At 70.0% G+C, this 15,541-nt stretch carries 16 protein-coding genes; 3 read left to right on the top strand and 13 right to left on the bottom strand.

Annotated elements, in window-relative coordinates:
- Window positions 1-306, bottom strand: a complete 306-nt coding sequence (gene rpsJ / locus A5713_RS02370; protein WP_003873519.1) for a 30S ribosomal protein S10 — start codon at window positions 304-306, stop codon at window positions 1-3.
- A gap of 347 nt (window positions 307-653) precedes the next feature.
- Window positions 654-1,262, bottom strand: a complete 609-nt coding sequence (locus tag A5713_RS02365) for a TetR/AcrR family transcriptional regulator (protein ID WP_255398332.1) — start codon at window positions 1,260-1,262, stop codon at window positions 654-656.
- 150 nt (window positions 1,263-1,412) lie between these two features.
- Between A5713_RS02365 and A5713_RS02360 the strand changes: the two genes are divergently transcribed.
- On the top strand, window positions 1,413-3,008 hold the full coding sequence (locus A5713_RS02360; protein WP_068092146.1) for an MFS transporter: 1,596 nt from the start codon (window positions 1,413-1,415) through the stop codon (window positions 3,006-3,008).
- A gap of 422 nt (window positions 3,009-3,430) precedes the next feature.
- Here A5713_RS02360 and mftG read toward each other — a convergent pair whose 3' ends face one another.
- From mftG to mftA, 7 genes are all read right to left on the bottom strand, one after another.
- Window positions 3,431-4,870: a mycofactocin system GMC family oxidoreductase MftG gene (mftG, locus tag A5713_RS02355; protein ID WP_068092144.1), complete on the bottom strand. Its 1,440-nt coding sequence runs from the start codon at window positions 4,868-4,870 to the stop codon at window positions 3,431-3,433.
- 22 nt (window positions 4,871-4,892) lie between these two features.
- Window positions 4,893-6,311 carry a mycofactocin biosynthesis glycosyltransferase MftF gene (mftF, locus tag A5713_RS02350; RefSeq protein WP_067921852.1) on the bottom strand — a complete coding sequence of 473 codons (1,419 nt, stop codon included), beginning with the start codon at window positions 6,309-6,311 and terminating at the stop codon, window positions 4,893-4,895.
- Entirely contained in the window at window positions 6,308-7,039 is a 732-nt protein-coding gene (gene mftE / locus A5713_RS02345) for a mycofactocin biosynthesis peptidyl-dipeptidase MftE (protein ID WP_068092142.1), read from the bottom strand. The genes mftF and mftE overlap by 4 nt, the downstream gene beginning before the upstream one ends.
- Before the next feature lie 161 nt (window positions 7,040-7,200).
- Window positions 7,201-8,391, bottom strand: coding sequence for a pre-mycofactocin synthase MftD (gene mftD / locus A5713_RS02340; RefSeq protein WP_067921860.1), 1,191 nt, complete (start codon window positions 8,389-8,391; stop codon window positions 7,201-7,203).
- 2 nt (window positions 8,392-8,393) lie between these two features.
- A complete protein-coding gene (gene mftC / locus A5713_RS02335) occupies window positions 8,394-9,590 on the bottom strand; it encodes a mycofactocin radical SAM maturase (RefSeq protein WP_068092139.1) in 1,197 nt (398 codons plus the stop codon).
- Window positions 9,587-9,859, bottom strand: coding sequence for a mycofactocin biosynthesis chaperone MftB (mftB, locus tag A5713_RS02330; RefSeq protein WP_068092137.1), 273 nt, complete (start codon window positions 9,857-9,859; stop codon window positions 9,587-9,589). The genes mftC and mftB overlap by 4 nt, the downstream gene beginning before the upstream one ends.
- A 4-nt stretch (window positions 9,860-9,863) precedes the next feature.
- Window positions 9,864-9,953 (bottom strand): mycofactocin precursor MftA, encoded by a 90-nt coding sequence (gene mftA, locus A5713_RS02325; RefSeq protein ID WP_040621348.1) that lies wholly within the window; start codon window positions 9,951-9,953, stop codon window positions 9,864-9,866.
- A 99-nt stretch (window positions 9,954-10,052) separates the two neighbouring features.
- Here mftA and mftR point away from each other — a divergent pair, with 99 nt between their 5' ends.
- Window positions 10,053-10,649, top strand: coding sequence for a mycofactocin system transcriptional regulator (gene mftR, locus A5713_RS02320; RefSeq protein ID WP_068092134.1), 597 nt, complete (start codon window positions 10,053-10,055; stop codon window positions 10,647-10,649).
- Window positions 10,646-11,692, top strand: a complete 1,047-nt coding sequence (locus A5713_RS02315) for a DUF2332 domain-containing protein (RefSeq protein ID WP_068092130.1) — start codon at window positions 10,646-10,648, stop codon at window positions 11,690-11,692. Before mftR ends, A5713_RS02315 begins: the two co-directional genes overlap by 4 nt.
- A 4-nt stretch (window positions 11,693-11,696) precedes the next feature.
- On the opposite strand, the gene A5713_RS02310 is transcribed toward A5713_RS02315, so the two are convergent.
- From A5713_RS02310 to A5713_RS27185, 4 genes are all read right to left on the bottom strand, one after another.
- Entirely contained in the window at window positions 11,697-12,875 is a 1,179-nt protein-coding gene (locus A5713_RS02310) for an NAD(P)/FAD-dependent oxidoreductase (protein WP_068092127.1), read from the bottom strand.
- Window positions 12,876-12,900: 25 nt separating this feature from the next.
- Window positions 12,901-13,719: a mycofactocin-coupled SDR family oxidoreductase gene (locus tag A5713_RS02305; protein ID WP_067921877.1), complete on the bottom strand. Its 819-nt coding sequence runs from the start codon at window positions 13,717-13,719 to the stop codon at window positions 12,901-12,903.
- A 49-nt stretch (window positions 13,720-13,768) separates the two neighbouring features.
- Window positions 13,769-14,611 (bottom strand): SHOCT domain-containing protein, encoded by an 843-nt coding sequence (locus A5713_RS02300; RefSeq protein ID WP_067921880.1) that lies wholly within the window; start codon window positions 14,609-14,611, stop codon window positions 13,769-13,771.
- 88 nt (window positions 14,612-14,699) lie between these two features.
- Window positions 14,700-15,452 carry a PE family protein gene (locus A5713_RS27185; RefSeq protein WP_082972725.1) on the bottom strand — a complete coding sequence of 251 codons (753 nt, stop codon included), beginning with the start codon at window positions 15,450-15,452 and terminating at the stop codon, window positions 14,700-14,702.
- Between the last annotated feature and the right edge of the window lie 89 nt (window positions 15,453-15,541).

Here is a 15,541-nt window from a genome sequence, read left to right as displayed (position 1 = left end):
CTACTGGATGTTGACGTCGACACTGGCCGGAAGGTCGATGCGCATCAGCGCGTCGACGGTCTTCGGCGTCGGGTCGAGGATGTCGATCAACCGCTTGTGAGTACGCATCTCGAAGTGCTCCCGCGAGTCCTTGTACTTATGCGGAGAGCGGATGACGCAATACACGTTCTTCTCAGTCGGCAGCGGCACCGGACCTACGACGCTGGCACCCGTGCGGACGACGGTCTCGACGATTTTGCGCGCCGATGCGTCGATGGCCTCATGGTCGTAGGCCTTGAGCCTGATGCGGATCTTTTGTCCCGCCACGCTTCTCCTACCCTCACTCCACTTACAAAAATCCGTGTCCGGACCTGGTGCTCCCAGCGCGCTGACCGGGCCCGGAGCCGGGCCGATCGAGCGTCGCGCCGGATACTGCGCCGCTGTTTACCTGTCGTGGTCCACCGGCCCCCGCGGTCGGGTGTGTCACCCTCACGCAGCCTGGACCCCGACGAATCTGTCGCGCTCCAAGGATGAGACCGGACGCGCCCGTTTTGGGCGCTGGTCGTATGCCCGACCAGGCGCAAACCCGGCCCAAGGCAACCTGAACAGTATGCCCTAGATCGTGTGTTTGGCCAAATCTGGACCCAGGGCCGCCGACCTGCCCTTTTGGCCCCTCAGGCACCCGCCGATTCGACGCTCGCCGCGCCGGCCCGATTGTGTGCGCGCTGAACATAGAGGAAACCGTCGACGGCCGCGAGCGCGCACTCGCGGTAGTCGAAGCCGGGGAGCGTGGACAGCCGCCCCAGCACCAGGGGGCCGATGAGCAGCGCGATGGCGCGGGACCGGTCCACCTCACCCAGCTCGGCGGCCTCCGGGCTGTCGAAGATGGCGTCGAACGGCGCCGCGTACTGCTGGGCGATGCGCTCGCGCAGCGTGGTGATCGCCGGGCTGTCGGCGGAGTGGGTGCCGCGGGGTTCCGGCAGCTCCTCGAGGTCCCGGCCCATGGACAGCCACGACATGGCAGCCATCAGGGCGGGCGCCTGCGCCACGGACTCGGCCTGGGCCAGCACCACCGCCACCAGGCGATCCCGCAGCGACCCCTCGGCGGGCGGCGAGGGCGCCGGCGGGATGAGGCTGTTGAAAGCCGCTGCGAGCAAATCGTTTCCGCTGGGGAAGTGGCGATACAACGTGGCCCTCGCTACGTTGGCGGTACGGGTGACCGCGTCGACGGTCACCGCGCTGGGCCCACCGGAACTCAGCAGCGCCGCGGCGGCCTCGAGCAGGCGGGCTCGCGAGCGCGCCGGGCGTGGATCGGTGTTACCGCCGGTAATTGTGACCCACCTCCCACGTTTGGGAACAAGACTATCGGTCTATCTACAAGACTGTCGGTCTCGAAACTCTCTCTTCGACGCCACCGTGAGGAGGCGTAGCACATGGTCGAAACCCTGGTCCGGCCCGACCAGCGTACTGATGCGGTCAGCATCGGCGGAAGCCCCCGAGCGCGGAACTGGACGCTGGCCGTCGCCTGCATGGGCGTCGCGCTGGTGGTCGCGTCGATGACGGCGCTGAACACCGCGCTGGGAGACCTCGCGGTGGCCACCTCGGCCACCCAGTCGCAGCTCAACTGGGTCGTCGACGGGTACACCGTGGCCCTGGCGTGCCTGCTGCTGCCCGCAGGCGCGATCGGCGACCGCTACGGAAGGCGCGGCGCCCTGCTGATCGGCATGGTGGTCTTCTCCGTCGGGTCGGTGGCGCCGGCGATGCTGCACAGCCCGGCTCAGATCATCGCCGGACGCGCGGTCGCCGGGATCGGCGCCGCCTTCGTGATGCCGGCGACGCTGTCGCTGCTGACGGTGGCCCATCCGAAGGACGAACGCACCAAGGCGGTCGGGATCTGGGCCGGCACGGCCGGATCCGGCGGGGTGCTGGGCATGCTCGGCTCCGGCCTGCTGCTTCGCTTCTGGGACTGGCCCGCGATCTTCTGGTCCCTGGGCGCCGGCGGGCTGGTGATCTTCGCGCTGGCGTGCACCGTCGCCTCGTCCCGCGACAGCGGCGCTCCGCGCATCGATTCGCTGGGCGCGGTCCTGATCGGCGCCGCCGTGGCGATCGCCGTGGCCGCGATCCTCGAAGCCCCCACCCGCGGGTGGAGCGACCCGCTGGTCTGGGGCGGACTCGCCGCGGGCGCGGTGCTCGCCGCCGCCTTCGGTGTCGCCGAGCTCCGGCTCACCCGGCGCGACGGGCAACCGCTGCTGGACGTGCGGTTGTTCGCGGACGCGAATTTCGCCACCGGTGTCGCCGCGATCGTCATCCTGTTCGGCGCGACGTTCGGCTTCTTCTACATCGGCATGCAATACGTGCAACAGATCATGGGCTACTCGGCCCTGGAGACGGCGATCTCCTTCGGCCCGTTCATGGTGCCGCTGGGCATCTTCTCGGCGCTGTCGTTCTGGTACGTGCCCAAGCTGGGTCTGCGGCTGGTGTTGTTCGTGGGCACGCTGCTGATGGCGGTCGGGTTCGCCTGCATGTACCGGCTGGACCTGCATTCGTCCTACCTCCAATTCGCCTGGCCCACTCTCGTGTTGGCCACGGGTATCGGAATCTGCACGGCGCCGACGACGTCGGCGATCATGGGCGCGGTTCCCGACGAGAAGCAGGGCGTCGCCTCCGCGGTGAACGACACGTCCCGCGAGATGGGCGGCGCGTTGGGGATCGCGGTGGCCGGTTCCATTCTGGCCGGCCGGTATTCACACGAGTTGGCCCCGAAGCTGGTTGACTTCCCGGCACCGGTCCGCGGGCCGGCCACGGATTCGCTGGCCAAAGCCGTCGAGGTCGCGGGCAGGCTGGGACCCCAGGGCCGCCAGCTGGCGGACCTCAGCAAGACCGCGTTCTTGGCGGCCCTGCATGCGTCCACGGTCGCGATGGCCGTGATCGTCGCGGTCGCCGCGGTGCTGATCGGGCTCTGGGCGCCGGGCCGCGACGGGCGGCAGCTGCGACCGATACGCCGGATCGCATCCCGAGGCCGTCACTGAGCGCGACGGCCAATGCCGTTGTCCGACAGCAGCTTCAGCGTGCACGCGGCCGGGAATCCTTGAAACGGCCTGCCGCTTCTGGTATCTGAAATAGATATCGATAGATACAGGTCATCTCCGCGAGGCGAGGTGCGATGTGGTGTTGGCGCGGCAGCGGTCACCTCCGCTGCGGGCTTGACCGTCAACGTATTTCGGGTACGCGGGAAGGAGGTGAGTCACCGGGGTAATCAAGAGCACGTGTAAAGCGAGCCGGCGGCCGTGCCGTCCACGAATATTGCGACGCAGTGTCCGCGCGACGCACACCTGCGCGCGCACCGCCACTTGTCGTGGCCATCTGCGTGGACCGCGCGAACATTAGCCGCTCGTCGGGGCGGGCCCCCACGCATCATCATGGTGGGGCCCGCCCCCACACGCGTGCGCAATCACCGCACGAACTCGGCGGCCCGATGCCCGAGCATCACGATGGTCGCGTGCGGCCCCCGGCTGGTGATGGCGGGCAGGATCGAGCCGTCGATCACCCAAAGGTTGTCGATGCCGCGCACCCGGCAGCGATGATCGACGACGGCCCGCGGGTCGGTGTCGGCACCCATCGGCGCGGTGCCGCACAGATGTTGCGAAGTGGACCATACGGTGGGAGCGCCGACAGGGGTTGCGGTACCGGCCAGTTCGCGGGCAAGCTCGGCCCCCCGGCGTAGCGCCGCGACGTCGCCGGGCCGGCTGTCGTAACGGTGTTCGATGAGGGGCGGGACGTCGGGGTCCGCGGAGACCAGCGTGACGCGCCCGCGCGCCCGCGGCTGCATGAGCGCCACGCCGATGTGCGGCCAGTCGGCATGCCCGGCGGTGCCGTCGCCCGTCATCGCGACGAATCCTCCGGTGTAGGGCCTGATCTCGAGATCCTCGTCGGTGCTGAGCACGACCTCGAGCACCGGCCGGCCGGGGGCCACCGTCCACTCGGTCGGCAACACCCATTCGGGGTGATCGCTGAACGCGGCGCCGACCGGCAGCGGCGCCAGCGTGGGTACGCCGACGGCCCGCAAACCGTCCTCCGACCCGATGCCGGAAAGCATCAGCAGTTGCGCGGTTTGAATGGCACCGGCGCACAGCACGATCCGATCAGCGGTCAGGGTCATGCGGCCGTGCGGGCTGATCGCGTCGACACCGATCGCGGCGGCGCCGGCGAACCGCAACCGCGCCGCGCGGGTCTGCGCGTGCAACGTCAGATTGGGCCGGCCCAGGGCCGGCAGCAGGAATCCGGCACCGGATCCGGTACGCACACCGTCGACGATGTTGAGCGGGACCGCCCCTATGCCCGAAACCGGTTCGGTGCCAACGTCGTTGAGATCACTGATCCAGCCGAATCCGGAGCGCTCTGCGGCGGCGATGAAACGCTCCGTGGTGCCGGTCATCTCCCGGGTGCGACGCACCCTGATCGGGCCGCTGTCCCCGTGGGCGGGGCCCGTGAAATCGAGGTCGGTCTCGATGGCGCGGAAGCTGTCGAGGACGTCGGACCAGGCCCAGCCCGGCAGGGCGAGGCGGTCGAAGTCGCGCGGCAACCCGCGGCAGAAATAGCCACCGTTGACCGCGCCGGAACCGCCGACCGTCGCCCCGCGCACGAGTGGATGCCGGCGCACCGGCCGATCGGTCAGGCTGGTCTGATAGCGCCGGACCAGTGGGCTGCCGACCCCTATCGGCAGCTGGAAGCCGTTGGCGGTTTGGGCGAGCAGTCCCGGATCGTCGAGGGCCGGGCCCGCCTCGAGGACGGTCACCACGCGGCTGGGATCGACCGAAAGGCGCTCGGCAACAACCGATCCAGCACTGCCGGCACCGACGATCAGCACGTCGCTGTGCGGGGCGGCGTTCATCAAGGACGGGTCAAGGTGGCGGCTAGCTCCGAATCTGCGGTTTCAGCGCGCGCAGGTTGCGCTCCCGCAGCACACCCCACCACAACCCGAGACCGTACGCCAGGTCGTCGACGCGCTTGAGCAACAGATACGTCAGCAGGCCGATCGGCTCCGCGTCGTCCCCGATGGCGTCGCGGCGGCGCAGCCAGTCCACCACGCCGTCCATGATCGCCGCGACCAGCACGACACGCCGGAAATGTCGCGACACCGTGGCGGCGATCAGTGCCAGCGGCCAGTAATGGCGGCACAGGGCTGACGCCAGCTGCAGCGCCGCCGACCACAGGCCGCGGGCCGCGATCACCACGACGTCGGTGATCGAGGTGTCGGCACCGCGCATCGCCCTGGCGATCCGGCGACCCGTCAAGACGGCGAAGACCACGGAGGCCAGCTGCGACAGGCTGGTCCCGAACGCCACCAGGATCCAGGTCATCAGCGCCCAGCCGGAGATCACCACCGGCGCCGTCTTGTCCGGGTGGCGGACCGAGAGCGGGGCCGCCGAGCCGCCGTAGAAGGCCTTGCGCGCCAGCCAATCCCTCAGTTCGGTGCGGTGGTCGTGGGCGACCAGCGCGATGGGCTCGTAGCGCAGCCGGGCGCCGGCTTCGATGAGCCGCCAACACAGGTCGACGTCCTCGCCGGACTGCAGCGTCTCGTCGAACCCACCGACCGCGCGCAGGGCGGAACACCGACAGATGATCGCCGCGCTGGGCACGTAGGACACGGTGCTGTGGGGCAGTACCGGGGCTTCGCGCTCGCCGAGGTCGAGCGAGGAGTGCACCGCCTCATAACGCGCCACCACATTCTCACTGTGCGACAAACCGACGATGCGCGGCGCGGCCAGCGCGACGGTCGGATCACAGAAATGCCCGAGCAGCGCCTCCAGCCACCCGCGCCGGGGCGCGACATCGGAATCCAGGAAGGCGACGTAGTCGGTGGTGCAGGCGGCCAGCCCGGTGTTGCGGGCGGCGGCCGGACCCCGGCTGCGCGAGTGCCGCAGCACCTCCACGTCGCAGTGGGCGCCGACGAAATCGTCCGGTTCGATGGGCGGGAACGAGCCATCGTCCACCACGATGACCCGCAGGCCGCGCAGCGAGCTCACCAGGCGTCGCACTCCGGACAGGTTGTCTCGCACCGGGATTACCACAGTGACGTCGTGGTGCGACGGACCACCCGCCGGCCGCGGATGCGCGACCGTGGCGTCCAGCAGCGTGCGGGCCAGCTGCGCGCTGACGTCGTCGCGGACCTTCAGCCGGCCGTCGCACAGCATGTCCTGGGCGGCCGGCGCGAGCTTGAGCAGCCGGGTCGGCGAACCGCCGAGCAGCGCGGAGCCGTCGCCGAGCACCCGCACGCGGCGATCGACCTGGACGGCGAAGCCGTCCGGCAGCCGGGGCGCGGGCGCGGTCACGTCAGCATCCCGTCGCGCCCGGGTGACCAACGGTCTACCCGGCGGACACACCCGTCGACCATCTCGGCGAGGATGCGCTCCCCCTCGGCGGCGGTCGCGGTGGTCGGGTCTCCAAGCACGCCCACGGGGCTGACCGCAGCCACTCCTCCGCGGCGCATCGACGGCAGCAGTTCGGCGAGCGGCGCCCGGTTGCCGGTGAGCCACCGATCGGTCAGCACGTCGCCCGGCGAGATGTGCAGCAACAGCGAGGTTTCGGTGTGGCCGGCGTGGGCGTCGCCGCCGGCGGCCAGGCATGGGCACCAGCCGGCGTCGCGACCCTCGGCGCGCAGCCGGGCCACCGCGACGCTCAGCGCGGCGGTGTTGCCGCCATGGCCGTTGACGAAGACCAGGCGCCCGGCCCAGCCAGCGGCCGACCGGCCGTACTCCACCAGCAGCGTCGTCAGGGCTTCGGTCCCGATCGAGATGGTTCCGGCGAAGCTCTGGTGCTCGCCGCTGGCGCCGTAGGCGATGGCCGGCGCCACCAGCCAGTCGCGCCCGAGGCGCGCCCTGGCCCCGCGGGCGACCGCGGTTGCGATCCGGGTGTCGGTATCCAACGGCAGGTGCGGACCGTGCTGTTCGGTCGACCCCAGCGGGACCAATACCGACGGCGAGGTGCCCGACAGCTGGCTTGACGTCGCCATTGCCAATTCGCCGAGTACGGGCACTCGGTGATGGTAGGACGAATTCACCTGGCGTGCACCGATTGTTGTCCGTTGAAAATGATTTTTTTCTGGCTGGTTCATGCGGCGTTCGAAATCAATGCTCGTCCGTCACGGACACCACGCTTGTACCACGGTGTGGGCGGGCCATCATTCTCGGGAAATCTGCCCGGGATATCGGTGATTGGCGCCTACGCGCCGCCGCCGTCCGGGACGCCGAGCGCCCTGGTGAAGCCGGGCGGCACGAGGATGTCGTCCGGGCCAAGGTCGTGGACGCTGCCACGCCCCAGACCCATCAGCGCCGAGTCGATGCCGCCGCGCAGGATGTCGAGCACGTTCTCCACGCCCGCCTGCCCGGCCGCGGCCAGGCCCCACAGGTACGCGCGGCCGATCATCACCGCGCGGGCCCCGAGCGCCACCGCCTTCACGACGTCACTGCCGCGGCGGATGCCGCCGTCGAGCAGCACCTCGACCTGATCGCCCACCGCGGCGGCCACCGCGGGCAGGGCGCGGATCGACGCCGGCGTTCCGTCCAGGTTGTTGCCGCCGTGGTTCGACACCGAAATCGCCGAAACTCCAGCGTCCACGGCCCTTTTCGCGTCATCGACGCGTATCACGCCCTTGAGCATGAACGGCCCGCCCCACAGCTCGCGGAGCCAGGCGATGTCCTCCCACGTCGGGGGCGGCGTGCCCATCCACTCCCCGTAGGCCGCGAAGAACGGCGGGCCGGGTTCGCCGCGGCGCGCCTGGTTGGGCACGCGCAGGTCCGGCGGGCGCAGCGTCTTGCCGTACTTCCACAGCCAGCGGGGCTTGAAGACGGCCTCCGGCGACTGGCGCAGGATGGTCCGCAGGTTCATCTCCTCGGGGATCTTCGGGCTGCCCCAGTCGCGGCCGTGGGAGAACGACCAGTCGGTGGTGGCGATCAAGCCGACCGCACCGGCCTGCCGGGCCCGCTCCACCCGCTCGGCGATCGCGTCGCGCCCGCCCAGCCAGTAGACCTGGAAGAAGACCTTGGGGTTGGCGGCGATGACGTCCTCGATCGGTTTGCTCGCGAACGAGGACAGTCCCATCGCCGTGCCGCGCGCCGCCGCGGCCCGCGCGACGGCAACCTCGCCGTCGGGGTCGACGGCCTGCACGCCGGTGGGCGAGATCAGCACCGGCAGCGAAATATCCTGTCCCATAACGGTGGTCGACAGGTCGCGCTTTTCCGGCGCGCCCACGACGTGGGGGGCGAACCCGAGTTCGCTGAAGGCCTCGACGTTGCCTGCGACGGTGATTCCCTTTTCGCTGCCCGCAACCAGCGCGGAATACACGGATTTCGGGAGCCGCCGTTTCGCGCGTTGCTGCGCGATGGCGACGGTCTCGAACCACTGGTCGGCCATGGCTAGACCGGGCTTTCGTTGCACAGGCGGGCGGGCGGCGCGTCCGGCGGTCGCACCGACAGCGTCAGCGGCACCGGCTGCCGGACCCGGCGCCCGTGGGAATGGTCGGCGCGGGGACGCGGCGTCTCCCGCTGCCGGGCCAGCGCCGACGCGCTGTGCCCCTGGACGCATTCGGGATCCGGCCCGTCCATCGGCAGCCCGGTGAAGAACTTGGCCGCCATGCACCCGCCCCGGCAGGCGTCGTAGTGCCCGCAGCTGCCGCAGGCGCCCGCGGACTGCGGTTCGCGCAACTCGCGGAACAGCGGTGCGTTCTTCCAGACGTTGTCGAATCCACCGTCGCTCAACACGTTTCCGGCCAGGAAGCGGTCGTGGATGGCGAACGGGCAGGCGTAGACATCGCCCACCGGGTCGATCAGGCACACCACCCGGCCGGCACCGCACATGTTCAGGCCGGCCAGCGCGCCGGCCGAGCCCAGCGGGGACAGGTGGAAGAAGGAATCACCGGTGAGCACCCGCTCCCCCTTGGCCACCAGCCAGTCATACAGCTGGACCTGCTGGGCAGCGGTGGGGTGCAGGTCCTCCCAGACGTCCGCGCCCCGCCCCGACGGACGCAGGCGGGTGATCCGCAGGGTCGCACCGTAACGGCGTGCCAGCGCGGCGAATTCGTCGAGCTGGTCGACGTTGTGCCGGGTGACCACCACCGAGATCTTGGCGTCCGCGAAGCCCGCCGCCGCCAGGTTCTCCAGCGCACGCACCGCCATGTCGAAGGAGCCGGGTCCCCGGACCGCGTCGTTGACCTCCGCGGTGGCGCCGTCGAGCGAGATCTGGACGTCGACGTAGTCGCTGGCTGCCAGCCGGGTGGCCACCTCTTCGGTGATGCGGACGCCGTTGGTGGAGAACTTCACCCCGACGTGGTGCGCGGTGGCGTAGTCGACCAGCTCCCAGAAGTCCGGCCGCACGGTCGGCTCCCCGCCGCCGATGTTGACGTAGAACACCTGCATGCGTTCCAGCTCGTCGATGATGTCCATGCACTGCCGGGTGGACAGCTCCCGCGGATCCCGCTTACCCGACGACGAAAGGCAGTGCACGCACGCCAGATTGCAGGCGTAGGTCAACTCCCACGTCAGGCAGATGGGCGCATCCAGCCCGCTCTCGAACTGCTCGATGAGCCGCGGCACTCTGGCCAGTCCGGCGGTCATGGGGCCTCCTGAGGAACCAACATCGACGAATCGGCCAACACGCCCAGCGCCTGCAGGTACGGCGCCTCACCCGAGTCGTCCACGCCCGCCGCGCGGCAGGCGGAGCGCACGTCGGGATGGTCGGCCAGGGACCGCACCACCGTCAGGATGGTGCGGTTCTTCAGAAACGACAGCTTGCGGGTGCCGAAGTGATAGAGCAGCGCCCCGAACGGTTCGGGTCGAACCGCCACCTGCGGGTGCAGCCGCCAGCCGCGGTCGGGGTCGAACACGCGGTCAGTAGACCCCGCACATGCCGTCGATGGACACCTCTTCGACCAGCGTCTCGGCGACGAGCTGGGTCTCGGTCTCGGTCTCGTGGTCCATGGGTCTTTGCCTTTCGCCGGGTCTTGACAACGATGGGACTTGGGTCACAAGCTTCGTCAGAATATGGCATCGAGTGCCGAAATGGAAGGGCGGGGTCTCATGGGGCCGCAGCCGCGGGTGGGCCGTCGCCGCTCGACCACGCCCCACCACATCACCGACGTCGCCATCGAGCTGTTCAGCGCCCGCGGTTTCGCCGACGTCAGCGTCGACGACGTCGCGCACGCCGCCGGCATCTCGAGGCGGACCCTGTTCCGCTACTACGCCTCCAAGAACGCCATCCCGTGGGGCGACTTCGACACCCACCTCGCGCACCTGAGCGACCTGTTCGACGACGTCGATCCGCGGGTGCCGTTGGGTCAGGCGTTGCGCGATGCACTGTTGGCGTTCAACACCTTTGACGAGTCCGAGACCGCGCGACACCGCCAGCGCATGCGGGTGATACTGCAAACGGCCGAGCTGCAGGCCTACTCGATGACCATGTACGCCGGCTGGCGCGAGGTGATCGCCGGTTTCGTGGCCCGCCGATCGGACCGCAAGACGACCGACCTGCTGCCCCGGACAGTCGCCTGGACCATGCTGGGGGTGGCGCTGTCGGCCTACGAGCACTGGCTCGGCGACGAGTCCGTGCCGCTGCCGACCGCGCTGGGCCAGGCGTTCGACGTGGTGGCCACCGGGTTGCACGGGCTGGATCGATGACCGCCGACCACCTGCTGCACACCCTGCGCGCGCAGGGGCGGTTCTGCGCGGGCTCCGGCTCGCCGATGTACGGCGAGCTTTTCGAGCTGGTGGCCCGCGACGTCGCCGCCGGCGGGGTCTTCGCGGCCGTCTTGTCCGGGCACGAGGACGCCCCCTCCCGCCTCGCGGTGCCGCTGCGGCTGCTCGGCGGCCTGCACCGGTTGGTGCTCGACGGCCGGGCTGAGCAGCTGCGCCGGTGGTATCCCAGCACGGGCGGCAGCTGGGACGCCGAACGGGCGTGGCCCGAGATCGTGGACGTCGTGGCCGGCCACACCGAAACGCTGCGGGCGGCGTTGCGGCAACCGCCCCAGACCAACGAGGTGGGGCGCTCCGCGGCACTCATCGGCGCCCTGTTGCGCATCAACGGTGAATCAGACCTGCCGATAAGGCTTTTCGAGATCGGCACCAGCGCGGGACTCAACCTGCGCGCGGACCGCTACCGGTACCGCTTCGCCGGAGGAGAGTGGGGACCCAGCGATTCGCCGGTGACCATCACCGACGCGTGGCGCGGCGCTCTGCCGCCCGGCGGCGGGCTGCGCATCGTCGAGCGGCACGGCTACGACATCGCACCCGTCGACGTCACCGCAGCCGACGGCGAGCTCACCGTGTTGAGCTACGTCTGGCCCGACCAGACGGCCCGGCTCGAACGGCTGCGCGGCGCCATCGAGGTCGCCCGGCAGGTGCCGGCACGGCTGGCGCGCCAGACCGCGGCCGACGCGGTCGCCGGCCTGGCGCCTGCCGAGGGCGCGCTGACGGTGCTGTGGCACTCGATCACCTGGCAGTACCTGTCCGAGGAGGAGCGCGAGACGGTGCGCGCCCGGGTCCGCGCGGTGGGCGCACAGGCGGACGCGCGGTCGCCGTTCGTGCACCTCACGCTGGAGCCGGCGCGCGGCGGCCCCGACTCACCGATCCGGTTCCTGGTGCGGGCGCGCCGGTGGCCCGGGGGCGAGCTGGAGGTTCTCGGCGAATGCCACCCGCACGGTCCGCCGGTGCACTGGCGGTAGCCGGTCAGCCCAGCACGTCGGAAATGGGTGCGCCGGCTGCGATCTTGCCGCGGACCTTCATGACCTTGCCCGGCATCCCGCCACCGACGACGCCGACCAACACCCCGTCGCGCTCGTAGTAGGCCAGGAACTTGCGGCCGTCGTCCTCGACGAGGTGGACGGTGTCGGTGGCCTCCGGTTCTCCCAGGCACTGGATCTTCACGTCGTACTGGTCGCTCCAGAAGTACGGGACGACGACCGCGGCCGACGACACGTCCTGGCCCAGCATCGCGGGCACCACGACGCGGGTCTGGTCGGCGACATTGCTCCAATGTTCCACGCGCGCTTGATGTCCCGTCGCATCGCGCCAGGAGGCGACGTCACCGAGCGCCCACACGTTGGGCGCGCTGGTCCGTCCGGCCTGGTCGCAGAGCACGCCGTTGTCCACCTCGACGCCGCTGCCCTCGAGCCAGCCGGTCGCCGGGTGCGACCCGATGCCGATCACCACCAGGTCGGCCGCCAGCTCGGAGCCGTCGGACAGCACCACGGTGTCCACCCGGCCGTCGCCGCGCACGTCGGCCACCCCGACGCCGAGGCGGACGTCGACCCCTTCCTCGCGGTGCAGCCGCGCGACCAGCCCACCGATCTGCTCGCCGAGCACCGACGCCAGGGGCGTCGGCTGGGGCTCGACCAGCACCACGTCCACCCCGAGGCTGCGCAGGCTGGCCGCCACCTCGCAGCCGATGAAGCCGGCGCCGACGATCACGGCGCGCCGCGCGGCGGACGCGTGTTCGCGCAGCGCCAGGCTCTCGTCGAACGTGCGCAGCATCCGGATGCCCTCCAGATCAGGCAGCGTCGGGATGCGCCGCGGCACCAGGCCGGTCGCGATGACGAGTTCGTCGTAGCCGATCACGGACCCGTCGGCCAGCGTCACCGTCTGCGCCGCGGTGTCCAGGCCGGTGGCCGCGGCGCCGAGCCGCAGGGTGATGTCGTTCTCGTCGTACCACTCGCGGGGTTTGAGGGCCACGTCGTCGACTTCTTTGCGCAGCACCTCTTTTGACAGCGGCGGGCGATCGTAGGGCAGGTGCACCTCGTCGCTGACGATCGTGACGCGGCCCGCGTAACCCGACCGGCGAAGCTGCTCGGCGGTCCGGGCGGCGGCCAGACCGCCACCGACGATCACGATTCCTTTGCTAGCGGTCACGTGGAGTTCATACCACGCTGGCCGGTCAGTACTTCAAGGCGCCCTTGTCCACGGGCACCTGCGTGCCGGTGAGGGTGCCCGCGCCGTCGCCAGCTAGCCACGCCACAACATCGGCCACCTCATCGGGGGTCATGAAGCCGTTGGGCTGCAAGGGCATCGGGGGAAAGCTGTGCACGAAGCTGGGATGGCGGGCAAATATCTCCATCATCGCCTCCGGCTCGATCATCGGGGTGTCGACCGAATACGGATGGATGGAGTTGACGCGGATGTTGTATTCGCCGAGCTCGATGGCCAGCGTGTTGGTCAGCGCGGTGAGACCGTGTTTGCTGGCCGAGTAATGCCCGTTGCCGGGCGTGGCTTTCAGCCCCGCCGACGAGCTGACCACCACGATCGACCCCCCGTTGCCGGCCTCGATCATCGCGGGCACGGTGGCCCGCAGGGTGCGCCAGGTGCCGGTCAGGTTGACCCCGATCACCGTGTCCCACTGCTCGTCGGTGAGCTCCCAAACCCGGCCCCAGCTCAGGACTCCGGCGTTGGCCACCACGATGTCGAGCCGGCCGAATTGTTCGACGCCGTCGGCCACGAGCTGGCGCAGGGCGGCGTCGTCCCGGATGTCCACTTCGCGCGCCAACACCTTGCGCCCCTCGGCTTCCACCAGGCGGACCGTCTCGGCGAGGTCCTCCGGCGTGGCGGGCGTGTAGGTGAGGCACTTCGACGCCGGCGCACAGATGTCGAGCGCGATGATGTCGGCACCCTCGCGGGCCAGCCGCACCGCGTGCGAACGGCCCTGGGCGCGGGCGGCGCCGGTGATGAACGCGACCCGCCCCTGCAGTGATCCAGTCACGGAGTCAGGCTAGCAGCGGAACTGAAACCTGTTCTAACTCGGCCGGCGATCAGATTTCGGAGATGATCTGGGCCCGCCGGCTGCTGTACTCCTGGTCGGTCAGCGCGCCGCTGGCGCGCAGCGTCTCGAGTTCCTGCAGCCGTTGAGCGATCGATGGTTGCGGGGGCGTGACCACCGGTGCGGGCCCGCCGGCAGTCGCCGGTTGGGGGGCCGGCTGGGCGGCCGGCGCCTGTTGTTCGGCCGCCCGGCGCACCACCGCCTGAATCTGCTGGCGCAGCACCGGATTCGACCGGATGTCCACCATCCGGTTCAGCGGGACGTTGTTGGCCTTGAGGATCTGCAGGATCTCCATCAACGGGCCGGCCTGCCCGCTCAGGTCGTAGGTCTGGTTGTCTTCGGACACCGTGAACTGGGCGGGCACCAGGCCGTTGACCAAAGCGCTTCGCTCCCAGTCGATTAGGTATTCATTGGTGGTGGGATTGACCAGCACCACCAATTTGCGTGCGTTGAGGTTGCCCAGCCGGGTCACGCTGGCGATCACCCGGTCCTCGCTGTCGAACGGTAGGAACCCGGGCCCGGCGATGTGCAGGTGCACCTTGACCACCTGCTGGTTGTTGATCCACGTCCCGGTCTCGGTGACGCCGGTGATCTGGGCGAGGGCCAGCACCCCGCTTTGTTCGAGCGCCGCGGTCTTGGCCGAGGACTTCGCGCCGTAGTTGGCCAGTGCGAGCGCGATCAGCACGTCGGCCACGGTGACGAGGAGACCGACATAGAACATCCACTGCAACAGGCTGCCGAGCCCGAGGGTGAAATAGACGATCAGGAAAATCGGCCCGACCAGGCCGCCGCACAGTAAAACCACCAACTGTGCCTTCAGGTAGCGCGCCAACACGAGTGTCTCCTTACACTGGCCGAATTTCCGTGTCAGATTAGCTGTCGCGGTCTCAGCACGACTCGCATACGCGCGAACGGCCGGAGTGTCAGTCCACCCTGGGTATCAGCGGCGGCGCGGGACGCGCCGACGACCCCGCCGAAGTCCCCGGGGTGGGCGAATGGGCCGACACCATTTTCACCGGTGTGCCGGTCGATACCGGCATCGCCGGGGCCGCGGCGGCCTGCGGTGTCTCAACCTGGGCGGGCGTCGAGACGAGCGGGTTGACCGTCGTCGGAGGGGTCGCTACCGGCTGCGAGGCGGCCGGGGCGTAGGCGGGCGTCACCATATTCACCGGCGTCGCGGGCGTGGCGGCCGGGGCCAGCCCGGCCGGCCCCGCGGCGCCGGCGACCACCGTCGGGCCGGCCGCTGCCGGATTGCCCGCGATCGCCGAAGCCGGCGCGATCGCCGACATCAGGGGGGCCGCCGGTACGCCCGGCGCCGAACCGCCCGCGGCCGCCGCCGCCGGCAGCTGCGCGGCCATCGACGCGGGTGCCCCCGCGGCCTGCAACGGCGTGGTGTTAGCGGCCTCGGTGGCCAGGTATTGCGCCGCGCCGCCATTCATCAGTTGCACGAACTGGTTGTGAAACGCCGCGGCCTGCGCGCTGAGCGCCTGATATACCTGAGAGTGCGCGCCGAACAGCGCCGCGATGCCCGCGGACACCTCGTCGGCGCCCGGGGCCAGCACGGTCGACGTCGGGCCCATCGCCATCGAGTTCGCCGACGTGATCGTCCAGCCGATCCTGGCTAGATCCGACGCCGCTGCCTCCACGTATTCAGGCGTCGCGAATACGAAGGACATCCGAACCTCCCGGTCATCTTCCGCCCCCGACTCCCTTACCGAGGAATCGTAGCGGAGCCGGCCGCGTTCGGCCCGGTAAAACGCATAAA

Origin of the sequence: Mycobacterium sp. E2497 (assembly GCF_001668695.1) — a bacterium.
Taxonomy (GTDB): Bacteria; Actinomycetota; Actinomycetes; order Mycobacteriales; family Mycobacteriaceae; genus Mycobacterium.
Note: the sequence above shows the minus strand (reverse complement) of the source record. Positions and strands in the feature narration are given on the sequence as shown.